This is a genomic window from Caulobacter sp. LARHSG274 (genome assembly GCF_052871235.1).
In genome coordinates, this window is sequence record NZ_JBIXJO010000022.1 from 13,643 (window position 1) to 28,469 (window position 14,827).

15 protein-coding genes and 1 pseudogene are annotated in these 14,827 nt (G+C 69.8%); 13 read left to right on the forward strand and 3 right to left on the reverse strand.

The features are described from left to right. Positions 1 to 17: 17 nt before the first annotated feature. From ctaD to ACIPQB_RS23080, 11 genes are all read left to right on the forward strand, one after another. Positions 18 to 1,685 carry a cytochrome c oxidase subunit I gene (gene ctaD / locus ACIPQB_RS23030; RefSeq protein WP_446487582.1) on the forward strand — a complete coding sequence of 556 codons (1,668 nt, stop codon included), beginning with the start codon at positions 18 to 20 and terminating at the stop codon, positions 1,683 to 1,685. Positions 1,686 to 1,782: 97 nt separating this feature from the next. Beyond that, on the forward strand, positions 1,783 to 2,853 hold the full coding sequence (gene cyoE, locus ACIPQB_RS23035; protein ID WP_446487583.1) for a heme o synthase: 1,071 nt from the start codon (positions 1,783 to 1,785) through the stop codon (positions 2,851 to 2,853). Next, complete coding sequence (locus tag ACIPQB_RS23040) at positions 2,850 to 2,996, forward strand: hypothetical protein (RefSeq protein ID WP_446487584.1); 147 nt, start codon at positions 2,850 to 2,852, stop codon at positions 2,994 to 2,996. Before cyoE ends, ACIPQB_RS23040 begins: the two co-directional genes overlap by 4 nt. Next, a complete protein-coding gene (locus tag ACIPQB_RS23045; protein ID WP_446487585.1) occupies positions 2,977 to 3,648 on the forward strand; it encodes a cytochrome c oxidase assembly protein in 672 nt (223 codons plus the stop codon). Before ACIPQB_RS23040 ends, ACIPQB_RS23045 begins: the two co-directional genes overlap by 20 nt. 130 nt (positions 3,649 to 3,778) lie before the next feature. Next, complete coding sequence (locus ACIPQB_RS23050; RefSeq protein ID WP_446487586.1) at positions 3,779 to 4,651, forward strand: cytochrome c oxidase subunit 3; 873 nt, start codon at positions 3,779 to 3,781, stop codon at positions 4,649 to 4,651. A 71-nt stretch (positions 4,652 to 4,722) separates the two neighbouring features. Further along, positions 4,723 to 5,085 carry a DUF983 domain-containing protein gene (locus ACIPQB_RS23055; protein ID WP_446487587.1) on the forward strand — a complete coding sequence of 121 codons (363 nt, stop codon included), beginning with the start codon at positions 4,723 to 4,725 and terminating at the stop codon, positions 5,083 to 5,085. Next, complete coding sequence (locus ACIPQB_RS23060; protein ID WP_446487588.1) at positions 5,078 to 5,767, forward strand: SURF1 family protein; 690 nt, start codon at positions 5,078 to 5,080, stop codon at positions 5,765 to 5,767. The genes ACIPQB_RS23055 and ACIPQB_RS23060 overlap by 8 nt, the downstream gene beginning before the upstream one ends. After that, positions 5,767 to 7,170: a threonine synthase gene (gene thrC, locus ACIPQB_RS23065; RefSeq protein WP_446487589.1), complete on the forward strand. Its 1,404-nt coding sequence runs from the start codon at positions 5,767 to 5,769 to the stop codon at positions 7,168 to 7,170. The genes ACIPQB_RS23060 and thrC overlap by 1 nt, the downstream gene beginning before the upstream one ends. Next, entirely contained in the window at positions 7,167 to 8,429 is a 1,263-nt protein-coding gene (locus ACIPQB_RS23070) for a M16 family metallopeptidase (RefSeq protein ID WP_446487590.1), read from the forward strand. Before thrC ends, ACIPQB_RS23070 begins: the two co-directional genes overlap by 4 nt. Before the next feature lie 95 nt (positions 8,430 to 8,524). Then, entirely contained in the window at positions 8,525 to 9,103 is a 579-nt protein-coding gene (locus ACIPQB_RS23075) for a GNAT family N-acetyltransferase (RefSeq protein ID WP_446487591.1), read from the forward strand. Between the two features lie 39 nt (positions 9,104 to 9,142). Then, a complete protein-coding gene (locus ACIPQB_RS23080) occupies positions 9,143 to 10,810 on the forward strand; it encodes a putative bifunctional diguanylate cyclase/phosphodiesterase (protein WP_446487592.1) in 1,668 nt (555 codons plus the stop codon). Here ACIPQB_RS23080 and ACIPQB_RS23085 read toward each other — a convergent pair. Both ACIPQB_RS23085 and ACIPQB_RS23090 read right to left on the reverse strand, forming a co-directional pair. Continuing rightward, positions 10,771 to 11,478 carry a hypothetical protein gene (locus ACIPQB_RS23085; protein ID WP_446487593.1) on the reverse strand — a complete coding sequence of 236 codons (708 nt, stop codon included), beginning with the start codon at positions 11,476 to 11,478 and terminating at the stop codon, positions 10,771 to 10,773. The two genes, ACIPQB_RS23080 and ACIPQB_RS23085, sit on opposite strands and share 40 nt — an antisense overlap. 132 nt (positions 11,479 to 11,610) lie before the next feature. Beyond that, entirely contained in the window at positions 11,611 to 12,195 is a 585-nt protein-coding gene (locus ACIPQB_RS23090; RefSeq protein WP_446487594.1) for a YqgE/AlgH family protein, read from the reverse strand. 111 nt (positions 12,196 to 12,306) lie between these two features. Between ACIPQB_RS23090 and ACIPQB_RS23095 the strand changes: the two genes are divergently transcribed. Together ACIPQB_RS23095 and ACIPQB_RS23100 are read left to right on the forward strand one after the other, a co-directional pair. Next, positions 12,307 to 12,789 (forward strand): redoxin family protein, encoded by a 483-nt coding sequence (locus ACIPQB_RS23095; RefSeq protein WP_446487595.1) that lies wholly within the window; start codon positions 12,307 to 12,309, stop codon positions 12,787 to 12,789. A gap of 6 nt (positions 12,790 to 12,795) precedes the next feature. Next, positions 12,796 to 12,916, forward strand: a pseudogene (locus tag ACIPQB_RS23100) (hypothetical protein); the annotation flags it as partial. A gap of 23 nt (positions 12,917 to 12,939) precedes the next feature. Here ACIPQB_RS23100 and ACIPQB_RS23105 read toward each other — a convergent pair. Then, positions 12,940 to 14,685 (reverse strand): acyl-CoA dehydrogenase, encoded by a 1,746-nt coding sequence (locus ACIPQB_RS23105; RefSeq protein ID WP_446487596.1) that lies wholly within the window; start codon positions 14,683 to 14,685, stop codon positions 12,940 to 12,942. Between the last annotated feature and the right edge of the window lie 142 nt (positions 14,686 to 14,827).

A 14,827-nucleotide genomic window follows, 5' to 3' on the forward strand; every position in this document is an offset into this window, starting at 1 on the left:
TTGCAGGATTAAGTCCGATGGCTCACGCCGCTGACATCGATCACCACGACGCGTCGCACGATGACGCCGACCACAAGCCGCCGTTCTTCCAGCGCTGGTTCTTCTCGACCAACCACAAGGACATCGGCACGCTGTACATCCTGTTCGCCATCATGGCGGGCCTGGTGGGCGGCGCGCTCTCGGGCCTGATCCGCTGGGAACTGGCCGAGCCGGGCATCCAGATCTTCGGGCCCAACTCGTCGGTCCACCTGCTGGGCCTCGTCGAGCAGTCCAAGCACGGCTACAACGCCGTGGTCACCGCCCACGCCCTGATCATGATCTTCTTCATGGTCATGCCGGCGATGATCGGCGGCTTCGGCAACTGGTTCGTGCCGATCATGATCGGCGCGCCGGACATGGCCTTCCCGCGGATGAACAACGTCTCGTTCTGGCTGCTGGTCGCCGCCTGGTGCCTGCTGCTGACCTCGATGTTCGTCGACGGCGGCCCGGGCCGCGGCTTCGGCGGCGGCTGGACGATCTATCCGCCGCTGTCGACCACCGGCCACACCGGGCCTTCGATGGACCTGGCGATCCTGGCCCTCCACCTGGCCGGCGCCTCGTCGATCCTCGGCGCGATCAACTTCATCACCACGATCTTCAACATGCGCGCCCCGGGCATGACCCTGCACCGCATGCCGCTATTCGCCTGGTCGGTGCTGATCACCGCCTTCCTGCTGTTGCTGTCGCTGCCCGTCCTGGCCGGCGCCATCACCATGCTGCTGACCGACCGCAACTTCGGCACCCACTTCTTCGACCCGGCCGCCGGCGGCGACCCCGTCATGTTCCAGCACCTGTTCTGGTTCTTCGGCCACCCGGAAGTGTACATCCTGATCCTGCCGGGCTTCGGCATCATCAGCCACATCGTCTCGACCTTCTCCAAGAAGCCGATCTTCGGCTATCTGGCGATGGCCTACGCCATGGTCGCCATCGGCTTCGTCGGCTTCATCGTGTGGGCTCACCACATGTACACCGTCGGCATGAGCATCAATCTGCGCGCCTATTTCGTGGCCGCGACGATGGTCATCGCGGTGCCGACCGGCGTGAAGATCTTCTCGTGGATCGCCACGATGTGGGGCGGCTCGATCAGCTTCAAGACGCCCATGCTGTGGGCGATCGGCTTCATCTTCCTGTTCACCGTCGGCGGCGTGACCGGCGTGGTTCTGTCGAACGCCGGCATCGACTACAGCCTGCACGACACCTACTACGTCGTCGCCCACTTCCACTACGTGCTGTCGCTCGGCGCGGTGTTCGCCATCTTCGCCGGCTTCTTCTACTGGTTCGAGAAGATGTGGGGCGTGAAGTACAACGAGTTCCTCGGCTGCATGCAGTTCTGGATCATGTTCATCGGCGTCAACCTGGTGTTCTTCCCGCAGCACTTCCTGGGCCTGCAGGGCATGCCGCGCCGCTATGTCGACTATCCGGTCGCCTTCGCGAAGTGGAACATGGTCTCGTCGGTCGGCTATGCGATCACCGCCGTCGGCGTGGTGGTGTTCCTGATCATCCTGATCGAGGCCGCCATCCGTCGCCGCAAGGCCGAGGCCAATCCGTGGGGCGAAGGCGCCACCACCCTGGAATGGACCCTGTCCTCGCCGCCGCCGTTCCACCAGTTCAGCGAGCCGCCGGTGATCAAGGCCGACAGCCACTGATCCTGGCCTGTTAAATACGCACAGCGCGGGGGCGCGGACCGGATGAAAGTCCAGTCCGCGCCCTTCGCCCATCCGGACCTGAAAACCCTTAAGTAAAATGCCCCGTTCGCCCGTCCTCACTCCCGGAGATGTCCTGACCCCCGACGCCGAGGCGGCCCCCGTGGTCCGCCACGCCCGTTGGCAGGACTATTTCCAGCTGATGAAGCCGCGGGTGATGTCGCTCGTCGTCTTTACGGCGCTCACGGGTCTCCTGGCCGCCCGCACGCCGATCCATCCGCTGCTCGGCGCGGTGGCGGTGTTCTGCATCGCCGTCGGGGCCGGGGCCTCGGGCGCGCTGAACATGTGGTACGACGCCGACATCGACGCCAAGATGCGCCGCACGCGCGGCCGGCCCGTGCCCATGGGGCTGGTCAAGGGCGAGGAGGCCGCCACCCTGGGCGTGGTGCTCAGTCTGCTGTCGGTGATGCTGATGGGCATGGCGATCAACTGGCTGGCCGCCGGCCTGCTGGCCTTCACCATCGTGTTCTACGCGGTGGTCTACACCATGTGGCTCAAGCGCTGGACCGCCCAGAACATCGTCATCGGCGGCCTGGCCGGGGCGCTGCCGCCGGCCATCGGCTGGGCCGCGGCCACGGGCCACGCGCCGCTGAACGCCTGGCTGATGGTGCTGATCATCTTCCTGTGGACCCCGCCGCACTTCTGGGCCCTGTCGCTGTACATCAGCACCGACTACGCCAAGGCCGGGGTGCCGATGTTGCCGGTGGTCAAGGGCGCCAAGGAAACCCGCAAGCAGATCCTGCTCTACAGCCTGGTGCTGATCCCGATCTGCATCGCGCCGGCGGTCACCGGCCTGGGCGGGTGGCTCTATCTGGCCGTCTCGAGCCTGGGCGGCCTGGTGTTCCTGACCCTGGCCTGGCGGGTGTTCGCCAGCGCGGCCGGCGACGCCGCCGATCCGCGTCCGGCCGACCGCGACCTCTATGAGGTCGGCGAGGCGGCCGCCAAGCGTGGCAAGCCGGCCAAGGAAGCATTGGGGGGCGACGCGCGGCACGCCCGCAACCTGTTCGCCTTCTCGATCCTCTACCTGTTCGCCCTGTTCGCCGCCCTGCTGGCCGAGGCGGTGCTGGGTCTGCCCATCTTACACCTGCCCGTCCTGGAGCTGCCGCTATGACCTCGCCGCGCAAGGACGATCCCGCCCACAAGGCCCGCAGCGGCCGCAACATCGCCCTGGGCCTGGGCCTGGCGGCCTTCGTGATCCTGGTCTTCGTGGTCACCCTGGTGAAGCTGGGAGGCAATGTTGGCCCTCACTTCTGAAGACCAGCGCAAGATCGCCGAGGACGACAAGGCCGGGACCGGCCCCAGGCGCGACGGCCGTCACCACGCCAAGGTGGCGGTGATCTGCCTCGTCGCCTTCTTCGGCATGGTCGGGGCGGCCTATGCGGCGGTGCCGCTCTACAAGCTGTTCTGCCAGGCCACCGGCTTCGACGGCACGGTGCGCCAGGCCAAGGCCAAGCCGACCCGGATTCTCGACCGCAAGATCGAGATCCGCTTCGACGCCAATGTCCGCAGCCTGCCCTGGGACTTCACGGCCATGCAGGTCAGCCAGGACATCCGCATCGGCGACACGGGCCTGGCCTTCTTCAAGGTGACCAACCGGGGCGACAAGCCGCTGACCGGCCGGGCGCTGTACAACGTCGTGCCCGAGCAGGCCGGCCCCTATTTCCAGAAGCTGGAATGCTTCTGCTTCTCCAACCAGACGATCGAGGCGGGCCAGACGGTCGAGTTCCCGGTCGTCTACTTCGTCGACCCCCGCTTCGCGGACGATCCGGAGACCAAGGGCAAGCAGGAGATCACGCTCTCCTACACCTTCTTCCCGGCCGTTGCTGACGCGTCGGGGGCGAAACAGGCGGCGACGACGCCGCGCATCGTTCAACCCCTTGGCGGCAAGCCGCCGTCGGGGCTATAGCGTTTCACACAGGGCGTCGCGGCGGGGGGACCGGCCGCGGGGCCTGATACAGGTGAGAGCGGATGGTCGCCGAAACCGGCTTCCACCTTCGGCGATCACGCTCTTGAGGGATTAAAGGGTTAGCACGCACATGGCCCACGGCGCCGTCAAACACGACTATCACATCCTGCCCCCCAGCCCGTGGCCGTTCGTCGGCTCGGCCTCGGCCACCATGATGGCCCTGGGCCTGATCGCCTGGATCAAGGGCGGGGTGTTCGGCATCGAGAAGGGCCAGTGGTGGCTGTTCGCCCTGGGCATCTCGGGCGTGCTCTACACCTTCTTCGGCTGGTGGAGCGACGTCATCAAGGAAGCCAACGCCGGCGACCACACCCCGGTGGTGTCGATCGGCCTGCGCTACGGCATGGTGCTGTTCATCGCCTCGGAGGTGATGTTCTTCGTGGCGTGGTTCTGGATCTTCTTCGAGATGGCCCTGTTCCACCATCACCGCACCCTGTCGGGCATCGAGGAAGTGCGCACGGCCTGGGCCACCTGGCCGCCGGCCGGGGTCGAGGCCGTGTCGCCCTGGCACCTGCCGCTGGTCAACACCCTGACCCTGCTGCTGTCGGGCACCACCATCACCTGGTCGCACCACGCCCTGCAGCAGGGCGACCGCAACGGCGCCAAGTGGGGCCTGATCCTGACCATCCTGCTGGGCGCGCTGTTCACGACGATCCAGATCTACGAGTACAGCCACATCAACCACGAGCATCTGTTCTACTCGGAAGCGGCCGCCAATTCGGGCCTCTACGGCTCGACCTTCTTCCTGGCCACCGGCTTCCACGGCTTCCACGTGTTCGTCGGCACCCTGTTCCTGATCGTTTGCCTGATCCGGCTGATGAACGGCGCCTTCACCCCCAAGCAGCACTTCGGCTTCGAGGCCGCCGCCTGGTACTGGCACTTCGTCGACGTGGTCTGGCTGTTCCTGTTCGCCTTCGTCTATGTGATCTTCGGCGCTCACCACTAGATCACGCGCTTCGCAGGGGCCCGGAACGCCGCAAAGCGTTCCGGGCCTTTTTGCTTTCTGGATCCCGCCCCATGGCCCATGTGAATCCCTATCTGGCCGGCGCGACCGGCCGCTGTCCCCACTGCGGCGAGGGCGTGCTGTTCGAAGGCTTCCTGCGGGTGGCCAGGACCTGCGACGCCTGCGGCTTCGACCTGGGCGCCTATGAGACCGGCGACGGGGCGGCGACCTTCGTGATCCTGATCGCCGGCTTCCTGTGCGCCTTCGGGGCGCTGTTCACGATGTTCGCCTTCAGCTGGCCGGTCTGGCTGCTGCTGCTGGTCTGGCTGCCCCTGACGCTGCTGGCGTGCCTGGGCCTGATGCGCCCGGCCAAGGGCCTGATGGTCGCCGCCCAGGTCGCCAACAAGGCCTCGGAGGCCGGCCGCCACGATGTCTGACGCTTCTGTCCCCAAGGACCGCCGCTTCCCGATCGGCCTGACGATCGCCACCCTGATCGCCCTGGCGATCCTGTGCGGCCTGGGCGTCTGGCAGATCAAGCGCCTGGCCTGGAAGGAAGACCTGCTGGCCCGCATCGAGGTGCTGAAGACCGCGCCGGCCCAGCCCCTGGCCGCCGTACTGGCTCGCGCGGACAAGGGCGAGGATGTCGCCTGGACTCGGGCTTCGGTCGACTGCGCGCCGGCCGGAGCGGAAACCTTGCCGCTGGTCTACGGCGTGCGCGACGGCGACATCGTCTGGCGCGCCACCGCCCCCTGCCGGACCGCCGCCGCCGGCTACGGCGTCATCCTGCTCGACCTGGGGGTCGTCAAGGCGCTGACCGGCCAGCCGACGCCGGCGCCGGTGACCCTGGCCGCCCCGGCCCGGGCGGTCGGCGTGCTGATGGCGCCCAAATCCCTGGGCGGCGACCGCCAAGCGACGGTCCAGCGCTTCGCCGCGGAACGGCCCGCGCCCTACATCCTGATGGTCGAGACCGCGACCCCCGTCCCGCCCGGCGTCACCCCCGCGCCCCTGCCGGCAGAAATTTCCAATCGGCACCTGGAATACGCCCTGACGTGGTTCGGTCTTGCCGTGACCCTGCTCATTATCTATGCCGCCATGCTCTGGCGGAAGATGAGATCCTGATGCGCTATGTCTCCACCCGGGGCGAGTCCCCGTCGATCGGCTTCCTGGAAGCGGTGCTGGCCGGCCTGGCCCCCGACGGCGGCCTCTATGTGCCCGAGCGCTGGCCGACCTTTACCGCCGAAGAGATCGCCGCCTTCGCCGGCCAGCCCTACGCCAAGGTCGCCGCCGCGGTGATCGGCAAGTTCGTCGGCGACGACCTGCCGGCCCAGGACCTGGCCGAGATGTGCGAGGAGGCCTATGCCAGCTTCGCCCACGCCGCCGTCGCGCCGCTGAAGCAGCTGGCCCCCGGCCGCCACCTGCTGGAGCTGTTCCACGGCCCGACCCTGGCCTTCAAGGACGTGGCGATGCAGCTGCTGGGGCGGCTCTACGACTACGTGCTGTCGCGCCAGTCGCGGACCATGACCATCATCTGCGCCACCTCGGGCGACACCGGCGGCGCGGCGGTCGAGGCCTTCCGCGGCCGCTCCAACGCCCGCATCGTGGCGCTGTTCCCCGAAGGCCGGATCAGCGAGGTCCAGCGCCGGTTCATGACCACGGCGACCGACAGCAACGTCGCCTGCGTCTCGATCCAGGGCTCGTTCGACGACTGCCAGGCCATCGTCAAGCAGGCCTTCTCCGACGACCAGTTCCGCCACGCGGTCGATCTGTCGGGCGTCAACTCGATCAACTGGGCGCGGATCGCCGCCCAGAGCGTCTATTTCTTCACCGCCGCCGTCGCCCTCGGCGCCCCCGCCCGCAAGGTCGCCTTCGTGGTCCCGACCGGCAATTTCGGCGACGCCTACGCCGCCTATGTCGCCAGCCGCATGGGCCTGCCGATCGCCCGCATCATCGCCGCCACCAATTCCAACGACATCCTGGCCCGGGCCTTCGAGGAGGGCCGCTACGCCCGCGGCGCCGTCGCCGCCACCCAGAGCCCGGCCATGGACATCCAGGTGGCCAGCAATTTCGAGCGGCTCTATTTCGAGGCGGTCGGCCGCGACGGGATCGAGACCGGCCGGGCCTTCCGCGCCTTCGCCGGGACCGGCCTGCTCGACATCCCGCCCAGCGCTCACGGCAAGATGCGCGAGCTGTTCCAGGGCGCGTCGGTCAGCGAGGCCGACACCGCCAAGACCATCCTGTCGACTCTGAACGAGACCGGCGAGGTCATCGACCCCCACACCGCCGTCGGCGTCGCGGCCGCCGCCCGCCTGCGCCTGGCTGACCCGGCGACCCCGGTCGTGGTGCTGTCCACCGCCCATCCGGCCAAGTTCCCCGAAGCGGTCCTGGCCGCCGCCGGCCTGACCCCGGCCACGCCGCGGGCGACGCCGGACCTGTCGAGGAAGCCGGAAAAGTTCGACCGCCTGCCGGCCGACGCCGAAACGGTCAAGGCCTTCGTCCGCGTCTTCGCCTCGGCGGGAGCATGACCGCCACTCTCCACACCCTCGAAAACGGCGTCCGGGTGATCTGCGACCCGATGCCGGGACTGGAGACGATCGCCCTGTCGATCGTGGCCGGCCGCGGCGCGGCCTATGAAGATCCGGCCCGCTCGGGCTGGTCGCACCTGATGGAGCACATGGTGTTCAAGGGCGCGGGCGGCCGCTCGGCCCGCGACATCGTCGAGGTCATCGAAAGCCAGGGCGGCTCGATCAACGCCGCCACCGGCTACGAGCGCACCAGCTTCCAGGTCCGCGCCCTGAAGGGCGGCCTAGACCTGGGCATGAGCGTGCTGGCCGACCTGATCCTGCGCCCGACCCTCGACCCGGCCGACCTCACCCGCGAGAAGCAGGTGGTGGCCCAGGAGATCGCCGAGGCCGCCGACGCGCCGGACGACTATGTCTTCGACCTGGTCCAGGCCGCCGCCTGGGGCGAGCATCCGCTGGCCCGGCCGATCCTGGGCACGGTCGACAGCGTCAATGCGGCCACCGTCGAGGGCCTGGCGGCCTGGCGCTCGGCCCTCTACGCCGCCGACCGCCTGGTGGTCAGCGCCGCCGGCGCGGTCGAGCTCGACGAGGTGCTGGCCCTGGCCCGCCGCGCGTTCGGCGACCTGCCGGCCGCGCCCGGCGCCCCGGCCTTCGTGGTCCCCGCCTTCGTCGGCGGGCGCAAGGGCCAGGTCCGCAAGCTGGAACAGGCGCAGCTGGTGTTCATGCTGCCGGGCGTCAGCGCCCGGGAGGACGACTACTTCGCCCTGCGCATTTTCGCCGAGGTCCTGGGGGGCGGCATGTCGTCGCGGCTGTTCCAGGAAGCCCGCGAGAAACGCGGCCTCGCCTACAACATCGACGCCTATGCCGACACCTATGCCGACATCGGGGCGCTGGGCGTCTATGCCGGCTGCGCGGCCTCCGACGCGGCCGAGACGGCCAAGGTCTGCGCCGACCAGATCGTCGGCCTGGCCGAGCGGATCGAGGACGCCGAACTGGCCCGCGCCAAGGCCCAGCTGAAGGCCCACATGTTCATGGCCCGCGAGCAGCCGCTGTCGCGCGCCGAGCAGGCGGCCGGCCAGGCCCTGATGTTCGACCGACTATACGCCCCGGCCGAACTGGCCGCCGCCGTCGACGCGGTGACCCCCGACGACCTGCGGCGGCTGGGCCGGACGATCCTGGGCCCGGCCCGGTCGGCCAGCGCCATTCTCGGGGCCAAGGGGGCGCTGAAGGCGGGCGAGACCTTCGCGCGGGCGCTGGGCTAGGCCGGCGGGGCGCCGCCTCGCCTCGGCCGGCGTCGAAAAGCCCTTGTCTTCAAGCGCTTGACGCTGAAAGGTGCGGCGTTTCCCGGGAACCTGTCTTGTCCGCCTTTCTTCGCCTGTTCCACACCGATCCCGGCCCGCGTCTTGAGGGCGCCAAGGTGTTCCTGCGCCTGCCGCGACTGTCGGACTACAAGGCGTGGTCGGCGCTGCGGGCCCAGTCCGCCGCCTTCCTCAAGCCCTGGGAGCCGACCTGGCCGGAGGACGACATGACCCGGCCGGCCTTCCGCGCCCGCCTGAACGCCTATGCTCGCGAGCTTGAGGCCGGCGAGGCCTTCCCGTTCTTCATGTTCCGCCACGAGGACGGGGCGTTGATCGGCGGCGTCCGCCTGTTCCACATCCGCCGCGGCGTCGCCCAGAGCGCGGTGATGGGCTACTGGATCGGCGAGCCCTTCGCCCGGCGCGGCTACATGCGCGACGGCGTGAAGGCGGCGATCGACTTCGCGTTCAACGGCCTGGGCCTTCATCGGCTGGAGGCGGCCTGCATGCCGGAGAACGGACCCTCGGCCGCCCTGCTGCTGAAATCCGGTTTCGTCGAAGAAGGATATGCCGCCGCTTATCTGAAAATTAACGGCGAATGGCGAGATCATCGTCTGTTCGGGATGGTCGCGCCGAAGTAGCGCGGACCCGGACATGCGCTTTGCGCGCGGGATCAAGGCATGTCGTTCAAGATCAGTCAGCGACGCGTTTGGGACGCCACGGCCACGCTGGAGGCGTTGGGCGCCGCTGAAGTGGCGCTGTGGCTGTGGGAACCCGAGCTCGACCGCCTGCGCGTCAACGGCGCGGCCCGCACGCTGGGCATGGGTCCTCTGGCGCCCGACTGTTCGTCCGCCGCCTTGCGCGCCCTGACCCTGCCGCAGGACCGCGCCCAGGCCGAAGACATCCTGCGGGTGCGCGAGCCGGGCAGCGAGATCGTCGCCCGGCTGCGCATGCGCGGCGGCGAGACCTGCATCTGGCGCGGGGTGTGGCTGGAGGACGGCGTGCGCGCCGCCGGGGTCGCCGTTCCCGAGGTCAAGTTCGCCGCCTCCGGGCGCGACGACCTGACGGGCCTGCTGGACCGCAAGAGCTTCATCATCCAGGCCCGCGAACGCCTGGCCCAGCCGGGCACGCACGAGCTGGTGGTGGCGGACGTCGACCGCCTGCGCCGCCTGAACGAAGCCCTCGGCCACGAGCGCGCCGACCTGGTCCTGGCCGCCCTCGGCTCGCGCCTGGCCGCGGCCTTCCCGTCCGAAGCCCTGCTGGGCCGGATCGGCGAGGACGAGTTCGCGGTGCTGTGCGATCCCGCCGGCTTCGAGCCGGCCGAACTGCTGCGCGCGTCGCTGGAGCAGCCGCTGCGCGTGGCGGGCTTTGACATCCATCCCACCCTGTCGATCGGGGCCGTGGCGGTCGAGGGCGGCGAGGACGCCCCCGAGGCGGCCGAGCTGCTGCGCCGGGCCGAGCTAGCCGTCGAGGCCGCGGCCTCGGGCGGGCGCGGCGGGGCGGCCGCCTATGGCCGCTCGATGGAGACCGACGGCCTGTCGCGCCTGGCCCTGGAGGCCGACCTGCGCGGAGCCATCGGCCGTGGCGAGATCACCCCCTATTTCCAGCCGGTGGTGCGGCTGTCGACCGGCGCCCTGTCCGGGTTCGAGGCCCTGGCCCGCTGGATCCATCCGCGCCGCGGCATGCTGCCGCCCGACGAGTTCCTCCCGCTGGTGGAGGAGATGGGCCTGATGAGCGAGCTGGGCGAGCACATGATGCGCACCTCGGCCCGGCAGCTGGCCGCCTGGCGCGCCACCCATCCAGCGGTCGGGGCCCTGACCGTCAGCGTCAACCTGTCGACCGGCGAGATCGATCGCCCGGGCCTTGTCCACGACGTGCGCCAGGTGCTGCGCGACAACGGCCTGCCGCGCGGAGCCCTGAAGCTGGAAGTCACCGAAAGCGACATCATGCGCGACCCCGAGCGGGCGGCGGTGATCCTGCGTTCGCTGCGCGAGGCCGGGGCCGGCCTGGCCCTGGACGACTTCGGCACCGGCTTCTCGTCGCTGTCCTACCTGACCCGCCTGCCGTTCGACACCCTGAAGATCGACCGCTATTTCGTGCGCACCATGGGCGCCAACGCCGGCTCGGCCAAGATCGTTCGCTCGGTGGTCAAGCTGGGCCAGGACCTCGACCTTGAGGTGGTGGCCGAAGGCGTCGAGAACGCTGAAATGGCCCGCGCCCTGCAGGCGCTGGGCTGCGACTACGGCCAGGGCTTCGGCTATGCGCCGGCCCTGTCGCCGCAGGAGGCCGAGGTCTATCTGAACGAGGCCTATGTCGACGGCGCCGCCCCGGTCAAGGCGCGGGGCTGAGGCGCCGCCGCGGCCTCCGGAGTCCGGCGGGCCAGGGCCGCCGCCGCGCTGAGCTGGCGCTCACGGGCCTGGTAGGCGGCCAGCAGATCTTCCGGCGAGGACCGCGCCGCCGCATCCCGCGACAATAGCCAATGGGCCTGCGAGCGTCCGAGCAGGGCCGGCGACACGCCCGCCTCCAGGGCCGCCTCGTAGGCGGTCGCGGCGCGCTGATCGGCCAGCCCCAGGGTCGGATCGACGCAGACCATCTGCGCGGCCAGGCTCGTCGCCTCGCCGCAGGCGGCGGCCTGGCGTGCCGGGTCGACCGGATCGGCCAGAGGGACGGCGGCCAGCGGCGCGGCCAGGGTCGTGGGCAGGGCGGCCCAGGTGTCCGGCGCAGGCTTGGCGGGGGCGGGCTCGGCCACGATGATCTTCACGCCGCGGGCGGGTTGGACCTCCTGTGGGCGGGAGTTCTCGATGATGGCCGGCGGCTCCACGATCAGGGACGGCGCGGCCCCGGCTCCCGGCGGCCCGTAGTCGAGGAGCATCAGATAGAAGCCCCACGCCATCAGCAGGATCGCGCTCATGAGCGGCAGCAGGCGCGACCCGTTCCGCCGCCGCGGCGGGGGTTGGGCATAGCGCGGCTGGACCCAGGTCTCCTGGGGCTGGAGCGACAAGCGCGAGTACATCATGGGCGCCGCCCGTGGGCCCGGCATGTCCGCGAACGGGCATGCCGATGTGGTCCCAGCCCTGCAATGAAAGGCCTGTATTTGCGCGAAGGCAAGCGCCGTCGGAGGCTTTCATCAAACTGTGAAGTTCAGCGGTTAGGCGCGCCCCGCCTGGGCCGACAGGTGGTCGGCGGTGACGCCGATCTTGGCCAGGGCCATGGTCCATTTGTTGTCGTAGTCGTCGCCGAACAGCAGGGTTTCGTCGGCCTCGCAGATCAGCCAGACATTGTCGCGCAGCTCCTGCTCCAGCTGGCCGGGCCCCCAGCCGGAATAGCCCAGGGCCAGGATGGCGCGGCGCGGCCGCAGGGCCCGGTTGCCCAGGGCGTCCAGCACGTCCCGCGTGACGGTCAGGGCCAGGCCGTCGGCCACCGGCACCGTGGAGTCGGGCGAGACGAAGTCGTCGGTGTGCAGCACGAAGCCTCGCTCGCGCTCCACCGGGCCGCCCAGCATCACCGGGTCGCCCAGGGCCTCGGCGTCGGGTTCGACGCCCAGATTGTTCAGCAGCTCGTACAGGGTCAGGCCTTCGACGGGTCGGTTGACCGCCAGCCCCATGGCCTGCTCGGCGTCGTGGGCGCACAGATAGAGCACGGCGCGCTCGAAGCGCGGGTCGCCGATGCCGGGCATGGCCACCAGCATCTGTCCGGCGAGAAACGCGGGGCCGTGGTTGGCGTCGTGGTCCATGATCACAGGATCAGGGCGGAAGGCGACGGATTCAAGTCCAACCTTTCCTTGGCGATCGGCGTTCGGGGCTTTATCTCCGATCCGCTCCCTCAACGAACAGGAATCCCGCACATGGCGATCAAGGTTGGCGACACGCTTCCCTCGGCGACTTTCATGACCTTCACGGCCGAGGGCCCCGCGCCCCTGACCAGCGACGCGCTGTTCAAGGGCAAGACCGTGGCCCTGTTCGCGGTGCCCGGCGCCTTCACCCCGACCTGTTCGGCCAAGCACCTGCCGGGCTTCAAGGACAAGGCCGCCGAACTCAAAGCCAAGGGCGTCGACACGATCGCCTGCGTCTCGGTCAACGACGTCTTCGTGATGAAGGCCTGGGCCGCCGACCAGGGGATCACCGACGAGGTCCTGCTGCTGGCCGACGGCAACGGCGACTTCACCCGCGCCGTCGGCCTGGAGTTCGACGGCAGCAAGTTCGGCATGGGCCTGCGCTCGCAACGCTATTCGCTGGTCGCCAAGGACGGGGTGGTCGAGACCCTGAACGTGGAAGAGGGCGGCGAATTCAAGGTCTCGTCGGCAGACTACATGCTGGCCCAGCTGTAGGAGTCGCTGAGCCGCGGTGCGTCCTTCGAGGCTCGCCTGCGGCTCGCACCTCAGGATGAGGGCGACTTTGCCCTGAATTCCTCATCCTGAGGCGCCCGCGCAGCGGGCCTCGAAGGACGCAAGGCGGCGGGCGATCTCGCCTCGGCCGGCTCAGTGCGCCCCCAGCGCCTCCGGTGTCACGGCTTCCAGGTCGCCGGCCCCGGCCGTGACCCCCGCCACCTGGCCGGGGACGGTCGCCAGAACGGTCTCCGCATAGACCCGCGCCAAAGCCAGTCGCAACCCCACTGGCTCGGCCAGGGCCCCCTTGGCCAGCATCCAGCCGCCGACCGTGTCGCCCAGCAGCCTCAGATAGGCCGTGGCCCCCGCCAGGGCGTCGGGCATGGCCCGGGCCCGGCGCTCGATCAGCCAGGCGGTGGCCGCGCTCGCTCCGTCGAGGGCCGCCTGGAAGCGCAGGGCCAGGCCGCCGAGCGCGCCGCCGGCCGCTTCGAGGGCCTCCAGCGTGTCGCGCATGTCGTCCATCAGGTCGCCGATCGCCTGGCCCTCGCCGAGCATCAGCTTGCGGCCGACAAGGTCGATGGCCTGGATGCCGTTGGCGCCCTCGTAGATCGGGGTGATGCGGGCGTCGCGATAGTGCTGGGCCGCGCCGGTCTCCTCGATAAAGCCCATGCCGCCATGGACCTGCACGCCCTGCGAGGCGACCTCGACGCCGATGTCGGTGGACCAGGCCTTGGCGATCGGCGTCAGCAACTCCTCGCGCAGCCGGGCGGCGGCCCGTTCGGCCTCGGTGGCGGCGTGGTTGGCGAGGTCGGCGGCCACGGCGGTCGACAGGCAGACGCCGCGCGCCGCCTCGATCCGGGCCTTCATCAGCACCAGGGTCTTGCGGATGTCGGGATGGTCGAACAGGCGTGACGGATAGGCCCCGGTCCAGGCCGAGCGGCCCTGGGTCCGCTCCAGCGAGAAGTCCAGGGCCTGCTGGTAGGCGCGCTCGGCGATGGCCACGCCCTGGGCCCCGACCTGCAGGCGGGCGGCGTTCATCATCGTGAACATGTGGGCCAGGCCCTGGCCCAGTTCGCCGACCAGTTCGGCCTTGGCGCCCTCGTACAGCATCACGCAGGTGGGCGAGCCGTGGATGCCCAGCTTGTGTTCCAGCCCCCCGACCCGCACGGCGTTGGCCGCGCCCAGGCTGCCGGAGTCGTCGACCAGGACCTTGGGGGCCAGGAACAGCGAGATGCCCTTGACCCCGGCCGGCGCGCCGGGCGTGCGGGCCAGGACCAGGTGCAGGATGTTGTCGGCGACGTCGTGGTCGCCCCAGGTGATGAAGATCTTCTGGCCCGACAGGGTGTAGCCGCCGTCGTCGTCCGGCGTCGCCAAGGTGGTCAGGGCGCCCAGGTCCGAGCCGGCCTGGGGCTCGGTCAGGTTCATGGTGCCGGTCCATTCGCCGGAGACCAGCCTGGGCAGGTAGAGGCGCTTCTGGCGCTCGGAGCCGTGATGCGCCAGGGCCTCGATGGCCCCCAGGCTCAGCATCGGGCACAGGCCGAAGGCCATGTTGGCGGCCTGGACCATTTCCAGCACCGCGATCTCCAGGGTCTTGGGCAGGCCCTGACCGCCGTGCTCGGGCGCGGCCGCCAGGCTGGTCCAGCCCCCCTCGGCGAAGGCCTTGTAGGCTTCGGCGAAGCCGGGGGCGGTGCGGACCACGCCATTTTCGAGCCGGGCGCCGGTCAGGTCGCCGGCCCGGTTGATCGGGGCCAGCACTTCACTGGCGAACAGGCCGGCCGCCTCCAGCACCGCGTCGACCGTGTCGGCGTCGGCCTCGGGAAAGGCGTCGGCCAGCCGCTCGAACCCCGCGACGTGGCGCAGGGCGAAGGCGAGGTCGCGGACGGGCGCGCGGAAGGTCATGAGGGAATCCGATCTGGCGACGGCGAACTGAATCCCGTTTAGATGCTGGGACGCGCCCTGCAAAGCGCTCAGGATCACGGCTTCGTGAACCCCGCGCCCTTCATCTTCACGCCAAGCTTCTTAAGTCGGGGGTTCAGCAACT

What these genes read in the sequence shown, in the direction of transcription:
- ctaD (WP_446487582.1), top strand. Translation starts at nt 18, where the DNA reads ATGGCTCACGCCGCTGACATCGATCACCACGACGCGTCGCACGATGAC.
- cyoE (WP_446487583.1), top strand. Translation starts at nt 1,783, where the DNA reads ATGCCCCGTTCGCCCGTCCTCACTCCCGGAGATGTCCTGACCCCCGAC.
- ACIPQB_RS23040 (WP_446487584.1), top strand. Translation starts at nt 2,850, where the DNA reads ATGACCTCGCCGCGCAAGGACGATCCCGCCCACAAGGCCCGCAGCGGC.
- ACIPQB_RS23045 (WP_446487585.1), top strand. Translation starts at nt 2,977, where the DNA reads ATGTTGGCCCTCACTTCTGAAGACCAGCGCAAGATCGCCGAGGACGAC.
- ACIPQB_RS23050 (WP_446487586.1), top strand. Translation starts at nt 3,779, where the DNA reads ATGGCCCACGGCGCCGTCAAACACGACTATCACATCCTGCCCCCCAGC.
- ACIPQB_RS23055 (WP_446487587.1), top strand. Translation starts at nt 4,723, where the DNA reads ATGGCCCATGTGAATCCCTATCTGGCCGGCGCGACCGGCCGCTGTCCC.
- ACIPQB_RS23060 (WP_446487588.1), top strand. Translation starts at nt 5,078, where the DNA reads ATGTCTGACGCTTCTGTCCCCAAGGACCGCCGCTTCCCGATCGGCCTG.
- thrC (WP_446487589.1), top strand. Translation starts at nt 5,767, where the DNA reads ATGCGCTATGTCTCCACCCGGGGCGAGTCCCCGTCGATCGGCTTCCTG.
- ACIPQB_RS23070 (WP_446487590.1), top strand. Translation starts at nt 7,167, where the DNA reads ATGACCGCCACTCTCCACACCCTCGAAAACGGCGTCCGGGTGATCTGC.
- ACIPQB_RS23080 (WP_446487592.1), top strand. Translation starts at nt 9,143, where the DNA reads ATGTCGTTCAAGATCAGTCAGCGACGCGTTTGGGACGCCACGGCCACG.
- ACIPQB_RS23085 (WP_446487593.1), bottom strand. Translation starts at nt 11,478, where the DNA reads ATGATGTACTCGCGCTTGTCGCTCCAGCCCCAGGAGACCTGGGTCCAG.
- ACIPQB_RS23090 (WP_446487594.1), bottom strand. Translation starts at nt 12,195, where the DNA reads ATGGACCACGACGCCAACCACGGCCCCGCGTTTCTCGCCGGACAGATG.
- ACIPQB_RS23095 (WP_446487595.1), top strand. Translation starts at nt 12,307, where the DNA reads ATGGCGATCAAGGTTGGCGACACGCTTCCCTCGGCGACTTTCATGACC.
- ACIPQB_RS23105 (WP_446487596.1), bottom strand. Translation starts at nt 14,685, where the DNA reads ATGACCTTCCGCGCGCCCGTCCGCGACCTCGCCTTCGCCCTGCGCCAC.